The following is a 19838-nucleotide window of genomic DNA, read 5'->3' on the forward strand; positions in this document are numbered from 1 at the left end:
GGCGGGACGCCTCAGCGCACCTTGCCCAGCAGGGTCTGGACTTCTTCCAGCACCTCGGTCAGCTGCTTGCGCCCCTTGGCGTTGTCGCCCAGGCGGTTGCCCAGCTCCTGCTCCATGAAGCACACGGTCATGCGCACATAGGTGCTGTCCAGCGCCTTGCGCACGGCGGCCATTTGGCTGGCGATGTCCAGGCAGGGCTGGCCTTCCTCGATCATGCGCTGGATGCCGCGCAACTGCCCTTCGGCGCGCTTGAGGCGGTTGAGCAGATCAGTGCGGTTCTTTTCGTCGGTCAGCTGGGACATGGCACACAGCTCCAGATGAGGAGCCTGGGAGGTGGTCACAGGGGCCATTGTCGTCGCTTCCGGAAAAGGGGGGTCGGCGAAGGGGAGGCTGAGCGTCAGCGCGGACAGGCGGCCACGGACTCGGGCACGCCGGCCTTGCGCAGGAACCAGACCATCGGGCAGACGTTGGTGAAGCCAAACTGCAGCAGGTTCAGCCCGACGAAGGCGGTGAAGGCCAGGGCCCAGCGGCTGACGAACAGCGGGCTGCCCTCAACGCCCAGCGCCAGCGACAGGAGGATGAAGGTGCCGGCGATCACGCGGATCCAGCGCTCGATGGTCATGGAAAGCTCCTTGGAGAATGAAAAAAGCTGGTCAGCGGTCGGTGAGCCGCACGATGCCCAGGGCCTTGAGCACGTACTTTTCGTAGACGGGTTCGGAGTTGCCGGACTTCATCTTGGACAGGAAGTACTTCTCGAAGGCAATCTTGGCCAGGTGCACCCACTTGCCCTTCTTGAACCAGTTGACATTGCGCGGCGGGATCTGCGGCAGGGCCACGAAGGCGGCGCCGGTGTCGCCCATGTCAGCCAGGCAGATGGCGTTCCAGGTGCCCTTGGCGGTGGCTTCCTTGCCGGCCAGCTCGTCGGCGATGTTGTGGGCGATGGCCGAGACCATGGTCTCGATCATGTAGCCGGTCTTGGGCGCGCCGGTGGGCACCGGGGTGGCCTCCACCGGCGGGATGGCCACGCACACCCCGGCCGAGAAGATGTTGCGGTACTTCTTGCTGCGCTGGAATTCGTCGATGATGACGAAGCCGCGCGGGTTGCACAGCTCGGGCACCGCAGCCACCGCGTCCACGCCCTTGAAGGCCGGCAGCATCATGGCCAGCTTGAACGGCACCTCGTGCTCCTTGTAGACATTGCCCAGGCCGTCGACCTCGGTGGTGAACAGCTTGCCGGCCTCGACCTTGGTGGTCTTGGCGTTGCAGATCCACTTGATGTCGTGGTTGCGCAGCTCGCTCTCGAGCATGCTCTTGCTGTCGCCCACGCCGCCCAGGCCCAGGTGGCCGATGTAGGGCTCGCTGGTGACATAGGTCATCGGCACCTTGTGGCGCAGCTTGCGCTTGCGCAGGTCGGCATCGACGATGAAGGCGAACTCGTAGGCCGGGCCGAAGCAGCTGGCCATGGGCATGGCGCCCACCACGATCGGGCCGGGGTTCTGCAGGAACTGCTCATAGTCGCGCCAGAAGGCCTGGGCGTGGTCGACCGAGCAGACCGAGTGGGTGTGGCCCCCGTGCGGGCCAGCGCCCGGCACCTCGTCGAAGCTGAGCTTCGGGCCGGTGGTGATCACCAGGTAGTCATAGGCCAATGACTGGCCGTCGGCCAGCGACAGCGTGTTGCCCGGCGCATCGATCGCGGTGACCGCCTGCGGGATGAAGGCGATGCCCTTCTTGGCCAGCAAGGGGCCGACCTCGAGCACGATGTCCTCGCGTTGGCGCCAGCCCACCGCCACCCAGGGATTGGACGGCACGAACTGGAAGTAGCTCACCGCACTGACGACGGTGATCTGGTGCTCCTTGGGCAGCAGTTCGCGCAGCTCATAGGCGGCGGGCATGCCGCCGATGCCGGCGCCCATGATGACGATGTGGGCCATGGTGTCTGTGTCTCCGTGGTGGTGAAGGGACCGCTCAGGTGGCGGCTTGGGGGGGATGGCGGCCTTCGTAGACCGCGAAATAGAGCACCGGGATCACGACCAGCGTCAGCAGCGTCGAGACCAGAATGCCGAAGATCAGCGACACGGCCAGACCATTGAAGATCGGGTCGTCGAGGATGAAGAAGGCGCCGATCATCGCGGCCAGCGCGGTCAGCGCGATCGGCTGCGCGCGCACCCGGGCCGACTCGGCCACCGCGCGGGCGAAGGGCACGCCTTGCGCCACCTGCAGCTCGATGAAGTCGACCAGCAGGATCGAGTTGCGCACGATGATGCCGGCCAGCGCGATCATGCCGATCATGCTGGTGGCGGTGAACTGCGCGCCCAGCAGCGCATGGCCGGGCATCACGCCGATGATGGTCAGCGGGATCGGCGCCATGATGATCAGCGGCGTCAGGTAGCTGCGGAACTGCGCCACCACCAGCAGGTAGATCAGGATCAGGCCCACGCCATAGGCGGCGCCCATGTCGCGGAAGGTCTCGTAGGTGACCTGCCACTCGCCGTCCCACTTGATCGCGTAGCCGCGGAAGGGATCGGAGGGCTGGCGGATCCAGTACTCGGCCACGCCGCCGGTGCCCTCCAGCGCGGCCTGGGCCAGCTGCGGGCGGATGCCGAACAGACCGTACAGCGGCGAGTCGAGCGCGCCGGCCATGTCACCGAAGACATAGCTCACGCCCTGCAGGTCCTTGGTGAACAGCGGCTTGTCGATCACGCCGCGCTGCACCTGCACCAGTTCTGACAAGGGCACCAGTTGCCCGTTGCCGGCGCGCAGCGGCAGGGCCAGCAGCGCGTCCAGCCCGACCTGCGCGCTGCGCGGCAGCTGCAGGCGCACCGGCACCGGGTACTTGCTGGCACCGTCCTCGTGCAGCCAGGCGGCGTCAGCGCCGGACAGCGCGGCCTGCACCGTCTGCGCCACCACGGCCACCGGAATGCCCAGCGCCTCGGCGCGCTGGCGGCGGATGCGCAGGAAGGCACGCGGCGCGTTCTCTTCCAGCGTGGTCTCGATGCCGACGATATCGGGCGTGGCGCGGAAGGCCTGGGCCACGCGGGCGGCCAGGGCCTGGCGGCCGGCCTCGTCGGGGCCGTAGACCTCGGCCACCAGCGGGCTCATCACAGGCGGGCCCGGCGGGACCTCGACCACCTGGATGCGCGCGCCGTGCGCGGCGGCGATCTTCTCCAACTGCGGGCGAAGACGTTGCGCGATGGCATGGCTCTTGTCGCTGCGGTGGTGCTTGTCGACCAGGTTGACCTGCAGGTCGCCCTGCTCGGCATCGGCGCGCAGGTAGTACTGGCGCACCAGGCCGTTGAAGGTGATCGGGCTGGCAGTGCCGGCGTAGGCCTGCAGGTCGGTGACCTCGGGCTGCGTGGCCAGGAAGGCGCCCATGTCCTGCAGCGCGGCGGCGGTGGCCTCCAGCGGGGTGCCGGCAGGCATCTCCACCACCACCTGGAACTCCGACTTGTTGTCGAAGGGCAGCATCTTCAGCACCACCCACTGCACCACCGTCAGGCCGACCGACAGCAGCAGCGCGCCCAGGATGCCGCCCAGCAGCAGCCAGCGCTTGCGGGCACTGGCCAGCAGCGGCTCGAGCAGCGCGGCGAACAGGCCGCCCAGGCGGGCGCCCACGCCGGCCGGCGCGGTGCCGTGGCCGGCGCCATGCCCGGAGTGCGCCTTCATCAGCTTCAGCGCCAGCCAGGGCGTGACGGTGAAGGCGATCGCCAGCGACAGCGCCATGCCCATGCTGGCGTTGATGGGGATCGGGCTCATGTACGGCCCCATCAGGCCGCTGACAAAGGCCATCGGCAGCAGCGCGGCGATCACGGTCAGCGTGGCCAGGATGGTCGGACCGCCGACCTCATCGACCGCGCCGGGAATGATCTCGCGCAGGCTGCGGCCCGGATAGAGTTGCTGGTGGCGGTGGATGTTTTCCACCACCACGATCGCGTCATCGACCAGGATGCCGATCGAGAAGATCAGCGCGAACAGCGACACCCGGTTGAGCGTGAAGCCCCAGGCCCAGGAGGCAAACAGCGTGGCGGTGAGCGTGAGGATCACCGCGGCGCCGACGATCACCGCCTCGCGCCGGCCCAGCGCCACGCCCACCAGCAGGATCACCGACGCCGTGGCAAAGGCCAGCTTCTGGATCAGCTTGTTGGCCTTCTCGGCGGCGGTTTCACCGTAGTTGCGGGTGATGCTGACCTGGATGCCGTCCGGGATGACGCTGCCCTTGAGCTCCTCGATGCGCGCCAGCGCTGCGGCGGCCACGTCGACGGCGTTCATGCCGGGCTTCTTGGTCACGGTCAGTGTGAGGGCCGGCAAGGCCTGGCCGGCGCCCGGCGCCGAGGCGCCCTGGGCCGCGCCCGGCAGGTGCCAGACCAGGTGGCCGGGCTGGGCCGCGCCGTCGCGGACCGTGGCCACCTCGCGCAGGTAGACCGGTTTGCCGGCGTGGGTGCCGACCACGACATCGGCGACATCGTCGGCCGAGCGCAGGAATTCGCCGGTCTGCACCGCCAGCAGCCGATCCTCACCCGGCTGAGCGACCTGGCCGGCCGGCATCGACAGGTTGGCAGCGGACAGCGTGTCACGCAGCCGCGGCAGATCGACACCGCGCTCGCGCAGGCGGGACGGATCGAGCTCGACCACCACCGCGCGGCCAGGGCTGCCGATGGTTTGCACCTCGCGGCTGCCGGGCACCCGCTTGAGCTCGGCCTCCATCGTGTGGGCCACTCGCTGCAGCTCCAGCGCCGGGCGGGCATCGGCGGCCCACAGCGTGACGGCCAGCACTGGCACGTCGTCAATGCCCTTGGGCCGCACGATGGGCGTCATCGTGCCCAGACCCGCGGGCAGCCAATCCTGGTTGGCGTTGAGCACGTCGTACAGGCGCACCAGCGCCTCGGTGCGCGGCACGCCCACCTTGAACTGCACCGTCAGCACCGCCACGCCGGGGCGGGCGACCGAGTAGGTGTGCTCGATGCCGGCGATCTGCGACAGCGCCTGCTCGGCCGGGCGCGCCACCATCGCCTGCACGTCGGCCGCGCTGGCTCCCGGGAAGGGGATCAGCACATTGGCCATCGTGACGTTGATCTGCGGCTCTTCCTCGCGCGGTGTGACCAGCACGGCGAACAGGCCCAGCAGCAGGGCCACCAGCGCCAGCAGCGGCGTGATGGCGTTGGACTGGAAGGCGGCGGCCAGGCGGCCGGAGACACCCATCGGGGCGTCGGCCGGGGCCGGGGTATGCACGGGATCGGACATCGGGGCTGTCCTCAGCGGGCCGCAGGCTGGGCGTCGGCCAGACCGGCGCGCACGGCGTCGGTGGCGATCTGCTCGCCCGGCTTCAGACCGGCCAGCACCTCGACCTGGCTGCCCTGGCGGCTGCCCAGGCGCACCGCCCGCAGCACGAAGCGCTGCTCGCGCACCACATACACGGCCTCCAGTTCACCCCGCTGCAGCACGGCAGCGGCGGGAACGCTGAGGCTGCGCGCGGCGTTGTCGGCCGGCGTCCCCTCAAATCGCACCGTGACGCTCTGGCCCGGTGTGGCCTGGGCGGCCGCGGGCAGGTCCAGGCGCCATTCCACGGTTTGCGCCACCGGGTCGGTGGTGGGCAGCTCGGTGCTGCGCAGCGGCGTGGCCCATTGGCCATCGGGCAGTTGCACCTGGCGGGCACTGGCCTGACGCGCGGCGGCCGAGCGCGAGGCCGGCACCTGCACCACGGCGCGCAGCGCGCCGGGCGCATAGAGCGTCAGGATCGGCCGGCCGGGCGCCGCCAGGTCACCGGCTTCCAGGTGGGTGGCCAGCACCACGCCGTCGAACGGGGCGGTGACGGCCGCGAAGTCGCGGGCCAGCGCGGCCTGGCGGCGGCCGCCCTGGGCCGCCTGCAGGCCGGCCTGAGCCGCCTTGAGCTGGGTCTCGGCCATGTCCAGGGCCGACTGGCTCACGAAGCCCTTGCTGCGCAGGTCGCGGGTGCGCTCGGCGTTCACCTGGGCGTTGCGCAGCTCGGCCTCGGCCTGCAGCACGCCGCCCTCGCTGCGACTGAGCGCGGCGGCCGGCTCGCGGTCGTCAATCCGGGCCAGCAACTGGCCCGCCTTGACGCGGTCACCGGCCTTGACGTTCAATGCAAGCACGTTGCCCGAGGCCTGTGCTGCCACGGTGGCCTGGCGCAAGGCCTCGATCGAGGCGGTGAGTTCAATGCCGCGGCCAGCTGGCGCAGCGCCAACCTGCAGGACCGGCACCGCGGTGGCGGCCGCTGCGGCTGTACCGACGCCAGCCAACACGCAAAGGCCGACGAAGGCCCAAAGACGCGGCCGCAGCGCGGCGCGCTGCGGGCTCGGGGAGGAGGCTGTTGAGATACCCATGCAGGTATCTTATCAGATACGGGGTGGGGTATCAAACCCGCCCATGAATCAGGGTTTTCCCGGCGTCACCACTGGGCCAACACCCGACCCTTGACCACCTTGCTGGCCAGGCGCTTGAGCGGGCTGTTGCCGGTCTTGATGCACTGACCAGTGTGGGCGTCGAAGGCCCAGTCGTGTTTGGGGCAGGTCAAGGTCTGACCCTTGAGGGCCAGTTCAGGCATGTCGGTGCCCTGGTGCGGGCAGCGGCTGTCATAGACCGTGACCGTGCGTCCCTGGCGGTACAGGAACAGGCCGCGGCCGTGGGCCTCGGTTCGACGCACCTCGCCGTCCTTCAGCGACTTGAACTCGCCCACATCGCGCCACTCGGTCTGGCCATGCAGCGCGGCCGGATCGAACTCGGGAATGCCCATCTCCAGGATCTGGTCCACGGCCCAGACGATCTTGGCCAGACCCAGCGTGGGAAAGGCCATCAGCAGGGCGTCGAGCACCTCCATCGGCGTGCAGCCCTCGCGCAGCGCGCGGTTCAGGTACTGGCGAAAGCCGCGCGGGGTCTGCGCATCGACCTTGGTGATCACCGAGATCAGGTTGCGGGTCTTGGGGTCCAGGTGCGTGCCGCACTGCTTGAGAAAGGCGAAGTAGTGGCTGACGGCGTCGGGGCGGGCCTTGACGAGGTAGGCGAGGGCGTCACTCATGGTGTGGTTACGGGGGCGTTGGGAACATGGACGAGGACCGGGCACTCGGCCAGGCCAATGATCTTCTGCGTGGTGCCACCGATCCAGACGCGGTGGCTGGGGCCCGGGCCACGTCGCCCGACGACGATCAGGTCGGCGCCCTGCGCCTGGGCCAGCGCCAGGATGGTCTCGGCCGGCCGGCCGGTGGCCGACTGGGCCTCGGCGGCGACGCCTCGGGCACGGGCCAGGGCCAGCACAGCGTCCAGCGCCCCCTGGGGCGCGGCTCCCACGGCCACCGCCAGCAGTGGCAGGCTGCACTCGGCCGCCACGGCCAGGGCGGCCTGGGTCAGACCCGGATCCGCGTGCTCGGGGTCCACCGCCAGCAGCACGCGGCGCGACCACAGCCGCGCGTCCCGCGGTGCCACCAGCACGCTGCAGGGCGCGCGGGCCACCACCCGGCCCACCATTTCACCGAACATCAGCCGTGCCAGCAGGCCACGGCGGCCACGGCGGCGGATGACCAGCAGATCCGACCGGTTCTCGCCCGCCTGGGCGATGATCTCCGCATCCAGCTCGCTGCCGTGGCGCACCTGCGGGCGCAGCGTGACGCCTTGCGACTCGGCCAGCGCCCGCAGCTCGTCCAGGTGGGCGCGGGCCACGGCCTCGTGGCGCTCGGCCAGCTCGGGCGCCACCGCCTCGTACTCGGCATTGCTGACCAGTGGCAGCACCAGGTCCAGCGGCAGCGCGCAGCGGCGCGCCATGGCCATCGCCAGGACCTCGGCACCGGCGTCCTGCGGGGTGTGCTCGGTGGCCAGCAGCAGGCGTTCAAAGACATGGCTCATCGCGGGGCTCCCGGGGGGTCAGTGGCCAGCGCCGATGATGCCCGACGCGGCCAGCACCAGCACCGCGATCTGCAGCAGCGCCAGAGCGGCGGCCAGACGCTCGCCTCGGCGCCCGTAGCGCCAGGCCACCGCCACCAGCGCCGGCAGCGAGCAGGCTGCCAGCAACGCAATGCCCAGCAGCGCCGTCATGTCGGAATGGCCCAGCTGCCCGAACCAGCCCCAGCCGGTGGGCACGCCGGTGCGCTGCAGGTACTCGCGTGCCGACAGATGCCACAGGCTGGCCAGGTCGCGGCGATGCACCAGTGGCGACCACAGGCCGGCCAGGTAGGCGGCGAAGCCGCCCAGCATCACGGCCAGGGCGATCTGGTTGCCGCGCGCCAGCCAGCGGGCATAGACCGCCTGTTCGGGATCGAGGGGCGGGGTTGGAGGTGCAGCGGAGGGGGTCATGGGCAGGTCTCGGGTTGCGGCTCAGGTCCATACGCCCAGGCCCTTGAGCAGCGCCCGCAGACCGGCGAACAGCAGCACCGTGATCACCATGCGGCGGATCACCGAGCCCTTGAGCACGTCCAGCAGCCGCGCGCCCATGCGGGCCCCCAGCATCATGCCGGCCACCGAGGGCACGGCGATCATTGGCAGCACCGCGCCCTTGTTGATGTAGACCCAGGCCGCGGCCGAATCGACCAGCGACAGCACCAGGCCCGAGGTGCCGGCCGCCACCTTCAGCGGCGCCCCCATCAGCAGGTTCAGCGCCGGCACATTGGCCCAGCCGGCGCCGATGCCGAACATGCCGGCCATCACGCCAATGACCAGGAACAGCGCCAGGCCCACTGGCGTGCGATGCACCTGCCAGGCCACCGGCTGGCGCGTGGCGCCGTCGATGAACACGCCATGCAGCGACAGCGCCTGACCCAGCGCGTCGCTGGCTGGCACCTGGGGCCGCTCTGATTTGCCAGCCACCAGCATCAGCGCCACGATGCCCAGCACGGTGCCGCCCAGCGCCACCTGCACAGCGGCGGCCGGCAATGCCAGGCCCAGCAGCGCACCGAAGATCGAGCTCAGCGAGGCCAGCAGCGCCAGTGGCATGGCCAGCCGCAGATGACCCAGGCCGCCGCGCAGCAGCGTGGGCGCGGCCGCCAGCGCGCTGGCCAGCGCCACCAGCAGGCCGGCGCCGCGGACAAAGTCGAGGTGGAATGGAAAGAAGCCGCCGATGATGGGCACGAACAGTGTGCCGCCCCCGATGCCCGCTGGCACCGCGATCAGCCCCATCAGAAAGCAGGCCAGAAACAGCTCCAGCGGCGTCCACCACCAGGCGGTGTCAGCGCCGGCAGCGGCTGGCGCGGCCCAGGCCACGCCCGCGCCCAGCAGCACCAGCGCCGCGACCGCCCAGGGCAGCCAGCCCGCCGACAGACCGGCAGGGCGACGCAGCGGCGCGAGTCTCACGCCGCCCTCTGGTAGTACAGGTTCTGCGGGTGGCTGGACTGGGCGAAGAAGAACCAGCGCTCCAGCAGCAGACCCAGGTACTGGACCGTGAAGGCCACGACCAGCAGGCCCGGCAGGATGATCGACAGCACCAGCAGCAGCAGCGGCACGACAAAGGCCAGCACCAGGAAGCCATTGCGCACCAGCGTCATCACCGCCTGCGGCTGGCCATGGAAGAACTCGCGGGTGTTGAACGAGCCGCCCAGGAAACCGGTGGCGATCTGCACGATGCGCGGGTGGCGGATGCCGATCGCGCTGTGCAGCGTGGAGCGTGGCCGCAGCCGGGCATTGCGCCGCAGCGACAGGCTGCGGCTGACCGCGCCCGCCACCGTCAGGCCGATCGCCAGCAGCGCATAAGGCGGCGCCAGCTGCGGCTGCCCGAAGGTCGCCAATGCCGCGCCCAGCGTGGTGCCCGACGCACAACCCAGCAGCACATAGTTGAGCAGCGTGTAGCTGCTGGCCCATTCCTGCAGGAAGCGCAGCGAGGCGTAGATCATCGCGGTGCAGACGAACAGCGCCCCGCAGGCCAGCGAACCCAGCACGGCCCACACCGCCACGCCCGGCCAGTTCTGCCGCAGCGAGACCGACCACAGAACCACGCAGCCCATGAACACCGGCAGGGCAATGACCTCGCGCGACAACCAGGAGGTGCGCCACATCGCGGCGGCGCGCCAGGCGCGCTCGGGGTGACCCAGGTGGAAGAACGAGGCGAACAGGCCCAGCGCCGCCAGCGCCAGGCACACAACGCCGCCGGTGACCAGGAAATCGCCATCGGCCAGGTTCAGGGCCTGGCTGCCCACCAGCAGCAGGAAAAGACCCTGGGCGGCACCGATCAGCGTGGTCAGGAAGATGACCGAGAAGGCGGGCTTCATGTCGCGTAGTCCTCAGACCCCGGAGCGCCGAGTTGCGGGTGTTCGGGCTGCTGCCCGTCGATCTTGAGCGGGTTGTCTACACGCACCAGGTCGTCCGGGCGGATCGTCATGCCGGTGCGCTGGCGCGGCAGGTAGTGGTTGGACGGCTGGGTGTTCCACTCGGGCATCAGCGCGTAGCCGCCGCGCTCACGGATGGCCACCGATACCACCGATTCGGGATCATGCACGTCGCCGAAGAGGCGGGCGTTGGCCGGGCAGGCCAGCACGCAGGCCGGCTTGCGACGGTCTTCGGGCAGGCTCTGGTCGGTGACGCGGTCCACGCACAGCGTGCACTTGGTCATGACCTTGCGGTCCTCATCGAACTCGCGGGCACCGTAGGGGCAGGCCCAGGAGCAGTATTTGCAGCCGATGCACTTGTCGTAGTCGACCAGCACGATGCCGTCCTCGGCCCGCTTGTAGCTGGCGCCAGTGGGGCACACCGGCACGCAGGGCGGTTCCTCGCAGTGCAGGCAGCTCTTCGGGAAGTGGACGGTCTGGGTGTTGGGGAACTCACCCACCTCGAAGGTCTGCACCCGGTTGAAGAACGTGCCGCTGGGGTCGGCGCCATAGGGTTTGTCGTCGGTCAGCGGGCCGGCGCTGCCGGAGGTGTTCCACTGCTTGCAGCTGGTGACGCAGGCATGGCAGCCCACGCACACATTCAGGTCGATGACCAGGGCGAGCTGGGTCATGCCTTGTCTCCCCGGGTCATGCGGCCGGCCCACCAGCCGCGCTGCTTCGGCGCCGGCTGCATGCCGGGCACCGGCTGCATCGTGTCAAAGCGGGGCCAGGTTTCGCCGGGCTCGCCGGGGTCGGCCGGGCGGATGCGCACACGCACGTCGTACCAGGCCGCCTGGCCGGTGATCGGGTCGCTGTTGGAGACGCTGCCGCCGCCGGCGGTGGGCAGCTCTTCCTTGATCAGGTGATTCAGCAGGAAGCCCTTGCGCGACTCGTTGGCGTCGCCGTCCAGGCTCCAGGCGCCGCTGGCCTTGCCAATCGCGTTCCAGGTCCAGACGGTGCCGGGTTCGACCGCCTCGGTGTGCTGGCACAGGCAGCGCACCTTGCCCCAGGGCGACTCGACCCACATCCAGGCGCCGTCGGCAATACCCGCCGCCAGCGCGGTGCGGGTGTTCACCATCAGGTGGTTGTGGGTGTGGATCTGGCGCAGCCAGGCGTTCTGCGAGTCCCAGGAGTGGTACATCGCCATCGGCCGCTGGGTCACCGCGTTGAGGGGAAAGGCGCGCGTGTCCACGGCCTGTGATTCCAGTGGCGCGTAGTAGAACGGCAGCGGGTCGAAGAAGGTGTCGACGCGCTGGCGCAGCCGGTCCGGAGGCTGACGGCCAGGTTGCTTGCCCTGCGCGGCCAGGCGGAAGCGCTGCAGGAACTCGGAGTACAGGTGGATCACCACCGGGTCGCGGTCGCGGCGCAGGCCGGCCTGCTGGGCCCAGTCCATGTAGCCCTGGTTCCAGTTGCGCATGTACTGCAGCGACGGCGGCAGCACCAGATGGTGTACGCAGTTGTTCTGCGCGTACATCTCCCACTGGCGCGGGTTGGGTTCGCCGCGCATGCTCTTCTCGCCGCCCTTGCCGCGCCAGCCGGTGAGAAAGCCGATGCCTGAGCCCGGCGCGGTCTCGTAGTGAATGACGAAGTCAGGGTAGTCGCGGAACTTGCGGCTGCCGTCAGCGTGCGTGAAGGCCGGGAACTTGAGCCGGCTGGCCAACTCCACCAGCACGTCCTGGAAGGGCTTGCACTCGCCGGTGGGCGGCAGCACCGGGATGCGCACTGAATCGACCGGGCCGTCGAACTCGGAGATCGGCCGGTCCAGCATCGACATGCAGTCGTGCCGCTCGAGGTAGGTGGTGTCGGGCAGGATCAGGTCGGCGAAAGCCGTCATCTCGCTCTGGAAGGCGTCGCACACCACCAGGAACGGGATCTTGTACTCGCCCGACTCGTCCTTGTCGTTGAGCATCTGACGGACCTCGGACGTGTTCATCGTCGAGTTCCAGGCCATGTTGGCCATGAAGATCAGCAAGGTGTCGATGCGGTACGGGTCGCCACGCCAGGCGTTGGTGATGACGTTGTGCATCAGCCCGTGGGCCGACAGCGGGTACTCCCAGGAGAAGCCCTTGTCGATGCGCACCGGCTCGCCGGCGGCATCGACAAACAGGTCCTGCGGGCTCTCGACCCAGCCCAGCGGCGCGCCGTTCAGCGGGGTGTTGGGCTGCACGGCCTCGGGGCCCTTGGGCGGGCGTGCATTGGGCGGCACGGCGCGCGGGTAGGGTGCCTTGTGACGAAAGCCGCCGGGGCGGTCGATCGTGCCCAGCAGGCTCATCAGGATGGCCAGCGAGCGGATGGTGTGAAAACCGTTGCTGTGCGCCGCCAGACCGCGCATGGCATGGAAGGACACCGGGTTGCCGGTGACCGAATCGTGGGTCTTGCCCCAGCAGTCGGTCCAGGCGATCGGCAATTCGATGCGCTGGTCGCGCGCCGTCACGCCCATCTCGTGGGCCAGGCGTCGGATGGTGGCGGCGGGGATGCCGGTGATGTCGGCGGCCCATTCCGGTGTGTAGGCCTTGACCCGTTCTTCCAGCAACTGGAAGGCCGGCACGGCGGGCGTGCCGTCGGGCAGCTGGAAGTGGCCCAGCAGCGCCGGATCCGCGCCCTCGGTGTGCTCGGCCACGGCCTGCTGGCTCAGTCGGTCCCACCAGAAGAAGTTGTGCGGGCGCAGCGGATTGCGGATGTCACCCTCGGTATTGCGCAGCATCAGGCCGAAGTCGGCGCTGGCGCTGTCCTGGTTCACCAACTGGCCGGCGTTGGTGTAGCGGGCAATGAAGTCGCGGTCGTAGAGGCCCAGCGCGATGATCTCGTGGATGATGGCCAGCAGCAGCGCGCCGTCGGTGCCCGGCTTGATCGGCACCCACTCGTCAGCGATCGCAGCGTAGCCGGTGCGCACCGGGTTGACTGCGATGAAGCGGCCGCCGTTGCGCTTGAACTTCGCCAGCTGCATCTTCATCGGGTTGGAGTGGTGGTCCTCCGCCGTGCCGATCATGATGAACAGCTTGCTGCGCTCCAGGTCGGGGCCGCCAAACTCCCAGAACGAGCCGCCGATCGTGTAGATCATGCCGGCGGCCATGTTGACCGAGCAGAAGCCGCCGTGCGCCGCGTAGTTGGGCGTGCCGAACTGGCGCGCGAACAGGCCGGTCAGGGCTTGCATCTGGTCGCGGCCGGTGAAGAGGGCGAATTTCTTGGGATCGGTGGCGCGCAGGTGGCGCAGGCGTTCTTCCAGCGTGCCGAAGGCCTCGTCCCAGGAGATTTCCTCGTACTGGTTGGCGCCGCGCTCGGTGCCGGGCTTGCGCCGCAACGGCTTGAGCAGCCGGGCTGGCGAGTACTGCTTCATGATGCCCGAGGAGCCCTTGGCGCAGATCACGCCCTGGTTCAGCGGGTGGTCGGGGTTGCCCTCGATGTAGCGGACCTCCCCGTCGCGCAGGTGCACCCGGATGCCACAGCGGCAGGCGCACATGTAGCAGGTGGTGTCCTTGGTCTCGGTGCGGGCGCCGGGCAGGGGCGGCGCGGTCGGGTCGTGCAGCGGTGTGGCTGTCATGTCATGGCCGGCGAGCGCCAGGTCGGCGTCGCGCGTGTGTCTCCTGGGCGGCATTAGGCGCAAGGGCCAGGGTCAGCGTCTATTCCCGCGAACGGGAAGCGCGGCTACCCCATCCGGGTAGTGGGGGTTTTCACCAGGGTGTCGGGTTGATGCCGCACGGGGTATATGGTTGTTCCCGATGCCGGAGCCTGGACGGCCGGTATTAAATAAGCGGATGCGAATATCCAACCTGCCCGCCACCGATGCCGCGTTGCACACGGTGCCCGGCGCCGGTTTGCTGGCCGAGATCACCGCCGATCTGGCCTCCGGCCACGACCTGGCCGACTTGCTGCGGCGCTTCCTGGAGCCGGTGGTGCGCCTGGCCGGTGCCCAGGCCGGTGCCGTGCGGGCGCTCAGCGACGATGGCCTGGCGCTGCGCCTGATCGGCCAGGTGGGCCTGCCCGAGCGGGTGGCCGGGCATGAGCAGGTGGTCAACAGCCAGTGTGGCGTCTGCGGTGAAGCTGCCTGGGAGCACCGCAGCGCCTGGAGCGCGGATGTGCAGTCGTGCAACGCCCATTGCGGCGGCGACGACGACGGCAGTTTCTTCGGTGGCGGTTGCCGGCGCGTGCTGGCGGTGCCGTTGCAGCGCCGCGAGCGGGTGCTGGGGGTCTACAACCTGTTCTTCGGGCCGGGCGTTGAGCCCTCGGCCGAGGTGCAGACCATGCTGCGCGCGATCGGCGACCTGCTCGGTCTGGCCATGGACAACGCCCGCCTGGAGCGCGAGAACCTGCAGGCCATGATCGTCGCGGAGCGCCAGGCCATGGCGGCCGAGGTGCACGACGCGGTGGCCCAGAGCCTGGCCTACATCAAGATGCGCATGCCGCTGCTGCAAGAGGCGATCGAGGTCTGCGACCAGCCGCGCGCGGCTGCCTACGTTGACGACGTGCGCCGTGCCACCAGCGAGGCCCACGCCAGCCTGCGCGAGGTGCTGGCGCATTTTCGTGCGCCGGTGCCGCAGCGCGGGCTGCTGCCGGCCCTGGCCGACCTGGCCGATCACTTCCCCGAGCGCTTCGGCCTGCCACTGCGCTACCAGAACCAGGCCCCCCGGCTGACCTTGTCGGCCGATCAGGAGGCGCAGGCCTTCCACATCGTCCAGGAGGCCCTGGCCAATGTGGCCCGCCATGCCCAGGCGCGCCATGCCTGGCTGACCGTGGCTGTGCGCGACGGCGAGATCGGCTTCACGATCGACGACGACGGCCTGGGCGCCGATTGGTCCCACGTGCCCGGCCCCACCGACGACGTCGGCCACCATGGCCTGCAGATCATGCGCGAGCGCGCCCGCCGGCTGGGCGGACACCTCGACATCGGTCCGCGCGCCGAGGGGGGTACCCGGGTCCACCTGGGCTTCCCTGCCTCGGCGGCCGGCCGATGAGCACGTCGCCCGCCGCAGAGCACCCGGTGCGCATCGTCCTGGTGGACGACCATGCGCTGTGCCGCAACGGCCTGACCGACCTGCTGACCCACCGCGGCGGCATGCACGTCATGGCCTCCACCGGCGATCCGGCCCAGGTGGTCCCGCTGCTGCGGCAGCACGACCCCGACCTGGTGGTGCTGGACCTGCGCATGCCCAGCACCGACGGCCTGACCCTGCTGCGCCAACTGCGTGCCGAGGGCGTGCAGACGCCGGCCCTGATCCTGACCATGAGTGACGCCGAGGACGACCTGGCAGCTGCGCTGCGCGCCGGTGTGCGCGGCTACCTGCTCAAGGACATGGAGCCCGAGGACGTGATCTCGTCCATCGCCCGTGCAGCCCGCGGCGAGCTGACGGTGGCGCCGGCGATGACGCTGAAGCTGGCGCAACTGCTGCAGTCCGGCCCCAAAGGCAATGAGCGCGACGAGATGCTGGCCTCGCTGACCGAGCGCGAGCGCCAGATCCTGGAGCGGCTGGCGCTGGGCGAGAGCAACAAGACCATCGGCCGGGCGCTGGACATCAGCCACGACACCGTCAAGCTGCATGTGCGCCACATCCTGGCCAAGCTGCACCTGAGCTCGCGCGTGGAGGCGGCGGTGTTTGCGGTCGAGGCCCGCACCGGCCAGCGCGAGCTGGGCGAGCCCCCGGCCCGCCGTCGCTGACATCAGGCCGCTGCGACCTGGGCGGCAGGCTCGAACCACTGCATCGTCGGGTGCAGGCTGACCACCGTGCCAACGATGATCAGCGCCGGTGATTGCAGCCCCGCATCGATCACCCGTTGCGCCAGGTCGGTCAGCGTGCCGCAGACCGCGCGCTGCTGCGCTGTCGTGCCCTGCTGCACCACTGCGGCGGGCATGTCGGCCGGCAGGCCGTGCTGCTGCAGTTGGTGGCAGATGTCGGGCAGCGCCGACAGACCCATGTAGATCACCAGGGTCTGGCGCGGTCGGGCCAGACCAGCCCAGTCCAGCTCGGCGTTGCCGTCCTTCAGGTGGCCGGTGACGAAGACGCAGGCCTGGGCATGGTCGCGGTGGGTCAGCGGGATGCCGGCGTAGCTGGAGACACCGCAGGCGGCGGTGATGCCGGGCACCACCTCGAAAGACACGCCGTGCGCCGCCAGCACCTCGATTTCCTCGCCGCCGCGGCCGAAGACGAAGGGATCACCACCCTTGAGCCGCACCACACGCCGGCCCTCGCGCGCCAGTCGCACGAGCAGCTCGTTGATGCCCTCCTGCGGCAGGCTGTGTCGGGCCATCTGCTTGCCCACGTAGCGCATCTCGGCGGCCGGGTTGGCCAGGGCCAGCACCTCGGGCGAGACCAGGTGGTCATAGACCAGCACCTCGCACTGGCTCATCAGGCGCAGCGCGCGCAGGGTCAGCAACTCGGGGTCGCCGGGGCCGGCGCCGACCAGGGCCACATGGCCCGCGGCGGGATCGAGACGGTGATGCATCGGCGGGCTCCTCAGGCGCTGCGGCAGTTGCCGCAGCCACCGCTGCCACAGCCGCCGCGGGCGGCTTTCTCGGTGTCGTTGGCGCAGTGCTGCGGGGGCACGAAGATGAAGGCGCTCTGGCCGGGCTCCAACTCGACGAAGTCCAGCGTCGTGCCGTCCAGCAGCGGCTGGCTGGACGGCGCCACCAGCACCACCAGGCCGTCAAACTCCAGGTTCAGGTCGTCGTCGCCGGGGTCGTCGAAGCCCATGCCGTAGTCCAGGCTGCCATCGGCGCCCAGGCGTGCGGCCACGCGCAGCGCCGCGCCCTCGCAGCCGGACTGGGCGGCCGACCAGCGGATCTGGGACACGGCGGCGTCACTGAGCGTCAGCATGGGAGCGGTCTCCAAGGGAATGGACAGCGGGCGTGAGGAAGGAGGCTGTCAGCCGGTGGGCATCCCGCCAGCGGCGTACCTGGGCCACGAAGTGCTCGGGCCAGCAGGTGCCGGCGGCGTGCCGCAGGTGCGTATAGGACGCCAGGCATTGGCGCACCAGCACACCATCGTGGCTGCCGTCGATGCCGTGGCCGCGGCTGACCCGCCAGGCGAAGCGGGTGCCGTCGGGCAGGCCATCCAGGCGTGAATGGTGAAACTCATGGCCGCGCCACTGCACCGGCGCGCCGGCCGCCACCTGCGCGCCCAGCCAGGGGTGGTGCTCGGTGGCCTCGACATGCACATAGCCGCGGCCCACCGGGCGGGCCTGCATGCGCACCTCACCCGGGATCACGCCCACCATCTCGGCCTGCTTGCCGCCGAAATGGATGCGCCGCGACAGGTACATCAGGCCGCCGCACTCGGCATAGGTGGGCAGGCCGGCGTCGATGGCCTGGCGGACCGAGGCGCGCATGCCCTGGTTGGCCGACAGCGGGCCGATGAACATTTCGGGGAAACCGCCGCCGATGAACAGGCCGTCAACGCCTGCGGGCAGCGCGGCATCGAGCAGGGTGTCGAAGAAGCACAGCTCGGCCCCGGCGGCCTGCAGGGCGCTCAGGTCGTCGGCGTAGTAGAAGCCGAAGGCGGCGTCGCGGGCCACGGCGATGCGCACCGGGTCGGCGGCGGGCGCGGCAGGCGCTGCAGCCGCCGCGTCGGGGAAGCGCAGCCTGGGCGTGTCGGCCGGGGCCTGGCGCGGTGCGCAGCGCTCGATCAGCCGGCTCAGGTCGACCTGGGTGTCCACGGCCTGGGCCAGCGCGCCGATGCGGGCGTGGGCGTCGTGCACCTCGGCATCGGGCATCAGGCCCAGGTGGCGCTCGTCCAGCGCAATGGCGGGATCGTGCTGCACCGCACCCAGCACGGTGAGGTCGGTGTAGTGCTCGATCACCGCGCGCAGCTTGGACTCGTGGCGCGAGCCGCCCAGCTGGTTGAGGATGACGCCGGCAAAGCGCATGTCGCGGTCGAAGGCCTGGTAGCCCAGCAGCAGCGGCGCGATGCCGCGCGTCATGCCACGGGCGTCGATCACCAGCACCACCGGCAGGTCCAGCAGCTTGGCCAGTGCGGCATTGCTGTTGCTGCCATCCAGCGACAGACCGTCATACAGGCCCTTGTTGCCCTCAACGAAGCCGACGTCGGCGCCCGCCATGCGCGCCAGCACCGCATCGCGGATGTCGGCCTCGGCACTCAGGTAGGGGTCGAGGTTGATGCAGTCGCGGCCACTGGCGCGGGCCAGCCACATCGGGTCGATGTAGTCCGGGCCCTTCTTGAAGGTCTGCACCCGCAGGCCGCGCCGCGCCATGGCCGCCGCCAGGCCGATGCTGAGCGTGGTCTTGCCCGAGGACTTGTGCGCGGCCGACACCATCCACATCGGCGCCGTCGCGGCGATCAGGGGCAGGGACGGGGCCATTCAGTGGGCCTCCTGGGTATCGCTGAGTTCGTCCTGGGGCAGGAAGTCCAGCACCCGCACACCCACCGTGGTCAGCACGAAGGCCACCGCCAGTCCGCCCAGGCCCAGCAGGGCTTCCCACAGGCTGGGCACATAGCGCGCGACCTGGCCATCGCCAAAGCTGGAGCGCACCGAATGGCCGGGAAAGATCTCGAGCGGAAAGGCCTGGCCGCCGATGATGAACACATGCAGGAAGGCGAAGCCGCCGGCCACCACCAGCACCGCGGCCAGCAGCATGCTGCGCGGGCCCCCCATCCAGGGCAGATACAGCAGGGCCACCGGCACCAGGGTGCCGACCAGGCCCCAACCGCCCCAGAACAGCATCGAATACAGCTCGCCGCCGCCGCGACCCAGCAGCAGGAAGGCCTCAAAGTCCGACTGCCGGGCGAAATACAGGTTGGTGGCGTGGTAGACCGCCACCAGGTAGGCCGAGGCGATCAGGAACAGGCCCAGCAGGCGCGACATGCGCTGGCGTGTGGCATCGGGCAGCACCTGCTCGTTCCAGCGGTACATGGCCGACTGAACGATCAGGAACACCGCCAAGCCCCATCCGAAGCTCAGCACGATGAACAGTGGCGCCAGCAGCGCCGACTGGTAGGCCTGGCGTGCCACCAGGAAGCCGAAGATCGAGCCGGTGCCGGTGGTCAGCACGAAGCGCCAGGCCAGGGCAGCGATGCCCGCGCTGCGTGACCACGGTTGCAGGCGCCGCTCGAACATCGTCCACAGGTAGACCGCGACGATGGCGAACATGCCCGAGTACAGGAACACGTTCCACGCGAAGACCGAGCGGAAGTTGTAGTGCGTGGCGGCCACGATCACGCGGTCGGGCCGGCCCAGGTCGAGCATCAGCACGAACAGGCCGCCGGCCAGCATGGCCAGCGTCAGCAGACCCGACAGCGGCGCACGCCGCTTGTACAGGCTGCGGCCGAAGACCGAGCCGATCGAGGCCACGTTCAGCGCCCCCGACGCGGCGACGATCAGGAAGATCGCGAACACATGCGGCAGACCCCAGACCACCTGGTTGTCCATGCCGCTGATCACATGGCCGTGGTGCTCCAGCGTGGCAGCGGCCAGCAGGCCCAGCGCCACGCCGGTACCGCCCAGCACCAGCAGCAGGTAGAACAGGCGTTCGCGCAGCGTGTACAGGCCGGGCGACAGGCGTTGCATCGAAGGCAGGGTGGCGGCCATGGT

The 19838-nt window shown here is 69.9% G+C and carries 18 protein-coding genes; 2 read left to right on the forward strand and 16 right to left on the reverse strand.

From position 1 onward, the window contains the following. Positions 1-11: 11 nt before the first annotated feature. The 12 genes from KAK06_RS17885 to KAK06_RS17940 all read right to left on the reverse strand — a co-directional run bounded on the left by KAK06_RS17885 (position 12) and on the right by KAK06_RS17940 (position 13824). On the reverse strand, positions 12-302 hold the full coding sequence (locus tag KAK06_RS17885; protein ID WP_210803502.1) for a metal-sensing transcriptional repressor: 291 nt from the start codon (positions 300-302) through the stop codon (positions 12-14). Positions 303-397: 95 nt separating this feature from the next. Beyond that, positions 398-622 (reverse strand): YgaP family membrane protein, encoded by a 225-nt coding sequence (locus tag KAK06_RS17890; protein WP_210803503.1) that lies wholly within the window; start codon positions 620-622, stop codon positions 398-400. A gap of 31 nt (positions 623-653) precedes the next feature. After that, positions 654-1931: an NAD(P)/FAD-dependent oxidoreductase gene (locus tag KAK06_RS17895; RefSeq protein ID WP_210803504.1), complete on the reverse strand. Its 1278-nt coding sequence runs from the start codon at positions 1929-1931 to the stop codon at positions 654-656. A gap of 34 nt (positions 1932-1965) precedes the next feature. Then, positions 1966-5238, reverse strand: a complete 3273-nt coding sequence (locus KAK06_RS17900; RefSeq protein ID WP_247652959.1) for an efflux RND transporter permease subunit — start codon at positions 5236-5238, stop codon at positions 1966-1968. 11 nt (positions 5239-5249) lie between these two features. Continuing rightward, a complete protein-coding gene (locus tag KAK06_RS17905) occupies positions 5250-6338 on the reverse strand; it encodes an efflux RND transporter periplasmic adaptor subunit (RefSeq protein WP_210803505.1) in 1089 nt (362 codons plus the stop codon). Between the two features lie 65 nt (positions 6339-6403). Then, positions 6404-7030, reverse strand: a complete 627-nt coding sequence (locus KAK06_RS17910; RefSeq protein ID WP_210803506.1) for a Rieske 2Fe-2S domain-containing protein — start codon at positions 7028-7030, stop codon at positions 6404-6406. Next, a complete protein-coding gene (locus tag KAK06_RS17915; RefSeq protein WP_210803507.1) occupies positions 7027-7851 on the reverse strand; it encodes a universal stress protein in 825 nt (274 codons plus the stop codon). Before KAK06_RS17915 ends, KAK06_RS17910 begins: the two co-directional genes overlap by 4 nt. An 18-nt stretch (positions 7852-7869) precedes the next feature. Next, positions 7870-8298 carry a hypothetical protein gene (locus KAK06_RS17920; RefSeq protein WP_210803508.1) on the reverse strand — a complete coding sequence of 143 codons (429 nt, stop codon included), beginning with the start codon at positions 8296-8298 and terminating at the stop codon, positions 7870-7872. Between the two features lie 21 nt (positions 8299-8319). Beyond that, a complete protein-coding gene (locus KAK06_RS17925) occupies positions 8320-9291 on the reverse strand; it encodes a sulfite exporter TauE/SafE family protein (RefSeq protein WP_310741119.1) in 972 nt (323 codons plus the stop codon). Beyond that, positions 9288-10202: a dimethyl sulfoxide reductase anchor subunit family protein gene (locus KAK06_RS17930; RefSeq protein WP_210803509.1), complete on the reverse strand. Its 915-nt coding sequence runs from the start codon at positions 10200-10202 to the stop codon at positions 9288-9290. Before KAK06_RS17930 ends, KAK06_RS17925 begins: the two co-directional genes overlap by 4 nt. Then, positions 10199-10930, reverse strand: a complete 732-nt coding sequence (gene soeB, locus KAK06_RS17935; RefSeq protein WP_210803510.1) for a sulfite dehydrogenase subunit SoeB — start codon at positions 10928-10930, stop codon at positions 10199-10201. Before soeB ends, KAK06_RS17930 begins: the two co-directional genes overlap by 4 nt. Continuing rightward, positions 10927-13824: a molybdopterin oxidoreductase family protein gene (locus tag KAK06_RS17940; RefSeq protein ID WP_375140902.1), complete on the reverse strand. Its 2898-nt coding sequence runs from the start codon at positions 13822-13824 to the stop codon at positions 10927-10929. The genes soeB and KAK06_RS17940 overlap by 4 nt, the downstream gene beginning before the upstream one ends. Before the next feature lie 229 nt (positions 13825-14053). Between KAK06_RS17940 and KAK06_RS17945 the strand changes: the two genes are divergently transcribed. After that, positions 14054-15250, forward strand: coding sequence for a GAF domain-containing sensor histidine kinase (locus tag KAK06_RS17945; protein WP_210803512.1), 1197 nt, complete (start codon positions 14054-14056; stop codon positions 15248-15250). Continuing rightward, entirely contained in the window at positions 15247-15951 is a 705-nt protein-coding gene (locus KAK06_RS17950; RefSeq protein WP_210803513.1) for a response regulator, read from the forward strand. The genes KAK06_RS17945 and KAK06_RS17950 overlap by 4 nt, the downstream gene beginning before the upstream one ends. Before the next feature lie 2 nt (positions 15952-15953). Here KAK06_RS17950 and cobA read toward each other — a convergent pair whose 3' ends face one another. From cobA to nrfD, 4 genes are read right to left on the reverse strand one after another with little or no spacing between them, the layout of a single operon-like run. Beyond that, complete coding sequence (cobA, locus tag KAK06_RS17955) at positions 15954-16736, reverse strand: uroporphyrinogen-III C-methyltransferase (RefSeq protein ID WP_210803514.1); 783 nt, start codon at positions 16734-16736, stop codon at positions 15954-15956. A gap of 11 nt (positions 16737-16747) precedes the next feature. Next, entirely contained in the window at positions 16748-17107 is a 360-nt protein-coding gene (locus KAK06_RS17960) for a HesB/IscA family protein (protein WP_210803515.1), read from the reverse strand. After that, positions 17091-18608, reverse strand: coding sequence for a cobyrinic acid a,c-diamide synthase CobB (locus KAK06_RS17965; protein WP_247652960.1), 1518 nt, complete (start codon positions 18606-18608; stop codon positions 17091-17093). Before KAK06_RS17965 ends, KAK06_RS17960 begins: the two co-directional genes overlap by 17 nt. Next, positions 18609-19835 carry an NrfD/PsrC family molybdoenzyme membrane anchor subunit gene (gene nrfD / locus KAK06_RS17970; RefSeq protein WP_247652961.1) on the reverse strand — a complete coding sequence of 409 codons (1227 nt, stop codon included), beginning with the start codon at positions 19833-19835 and terminating at the stop codon, positions 18609-18611. Positions 19836-19838 lie beyond the last annotated feature (3 nt).

The sequence above is a fragment of the Ideonella aquatica genome (genome assembly GCF_018069755.1).
GTDB lineage: Bacteria > Pseudomonadota > Gammaproteobacteria > Burkholderiales > Burkholderiaceae_C > Ideonella > Ideonella aquatica.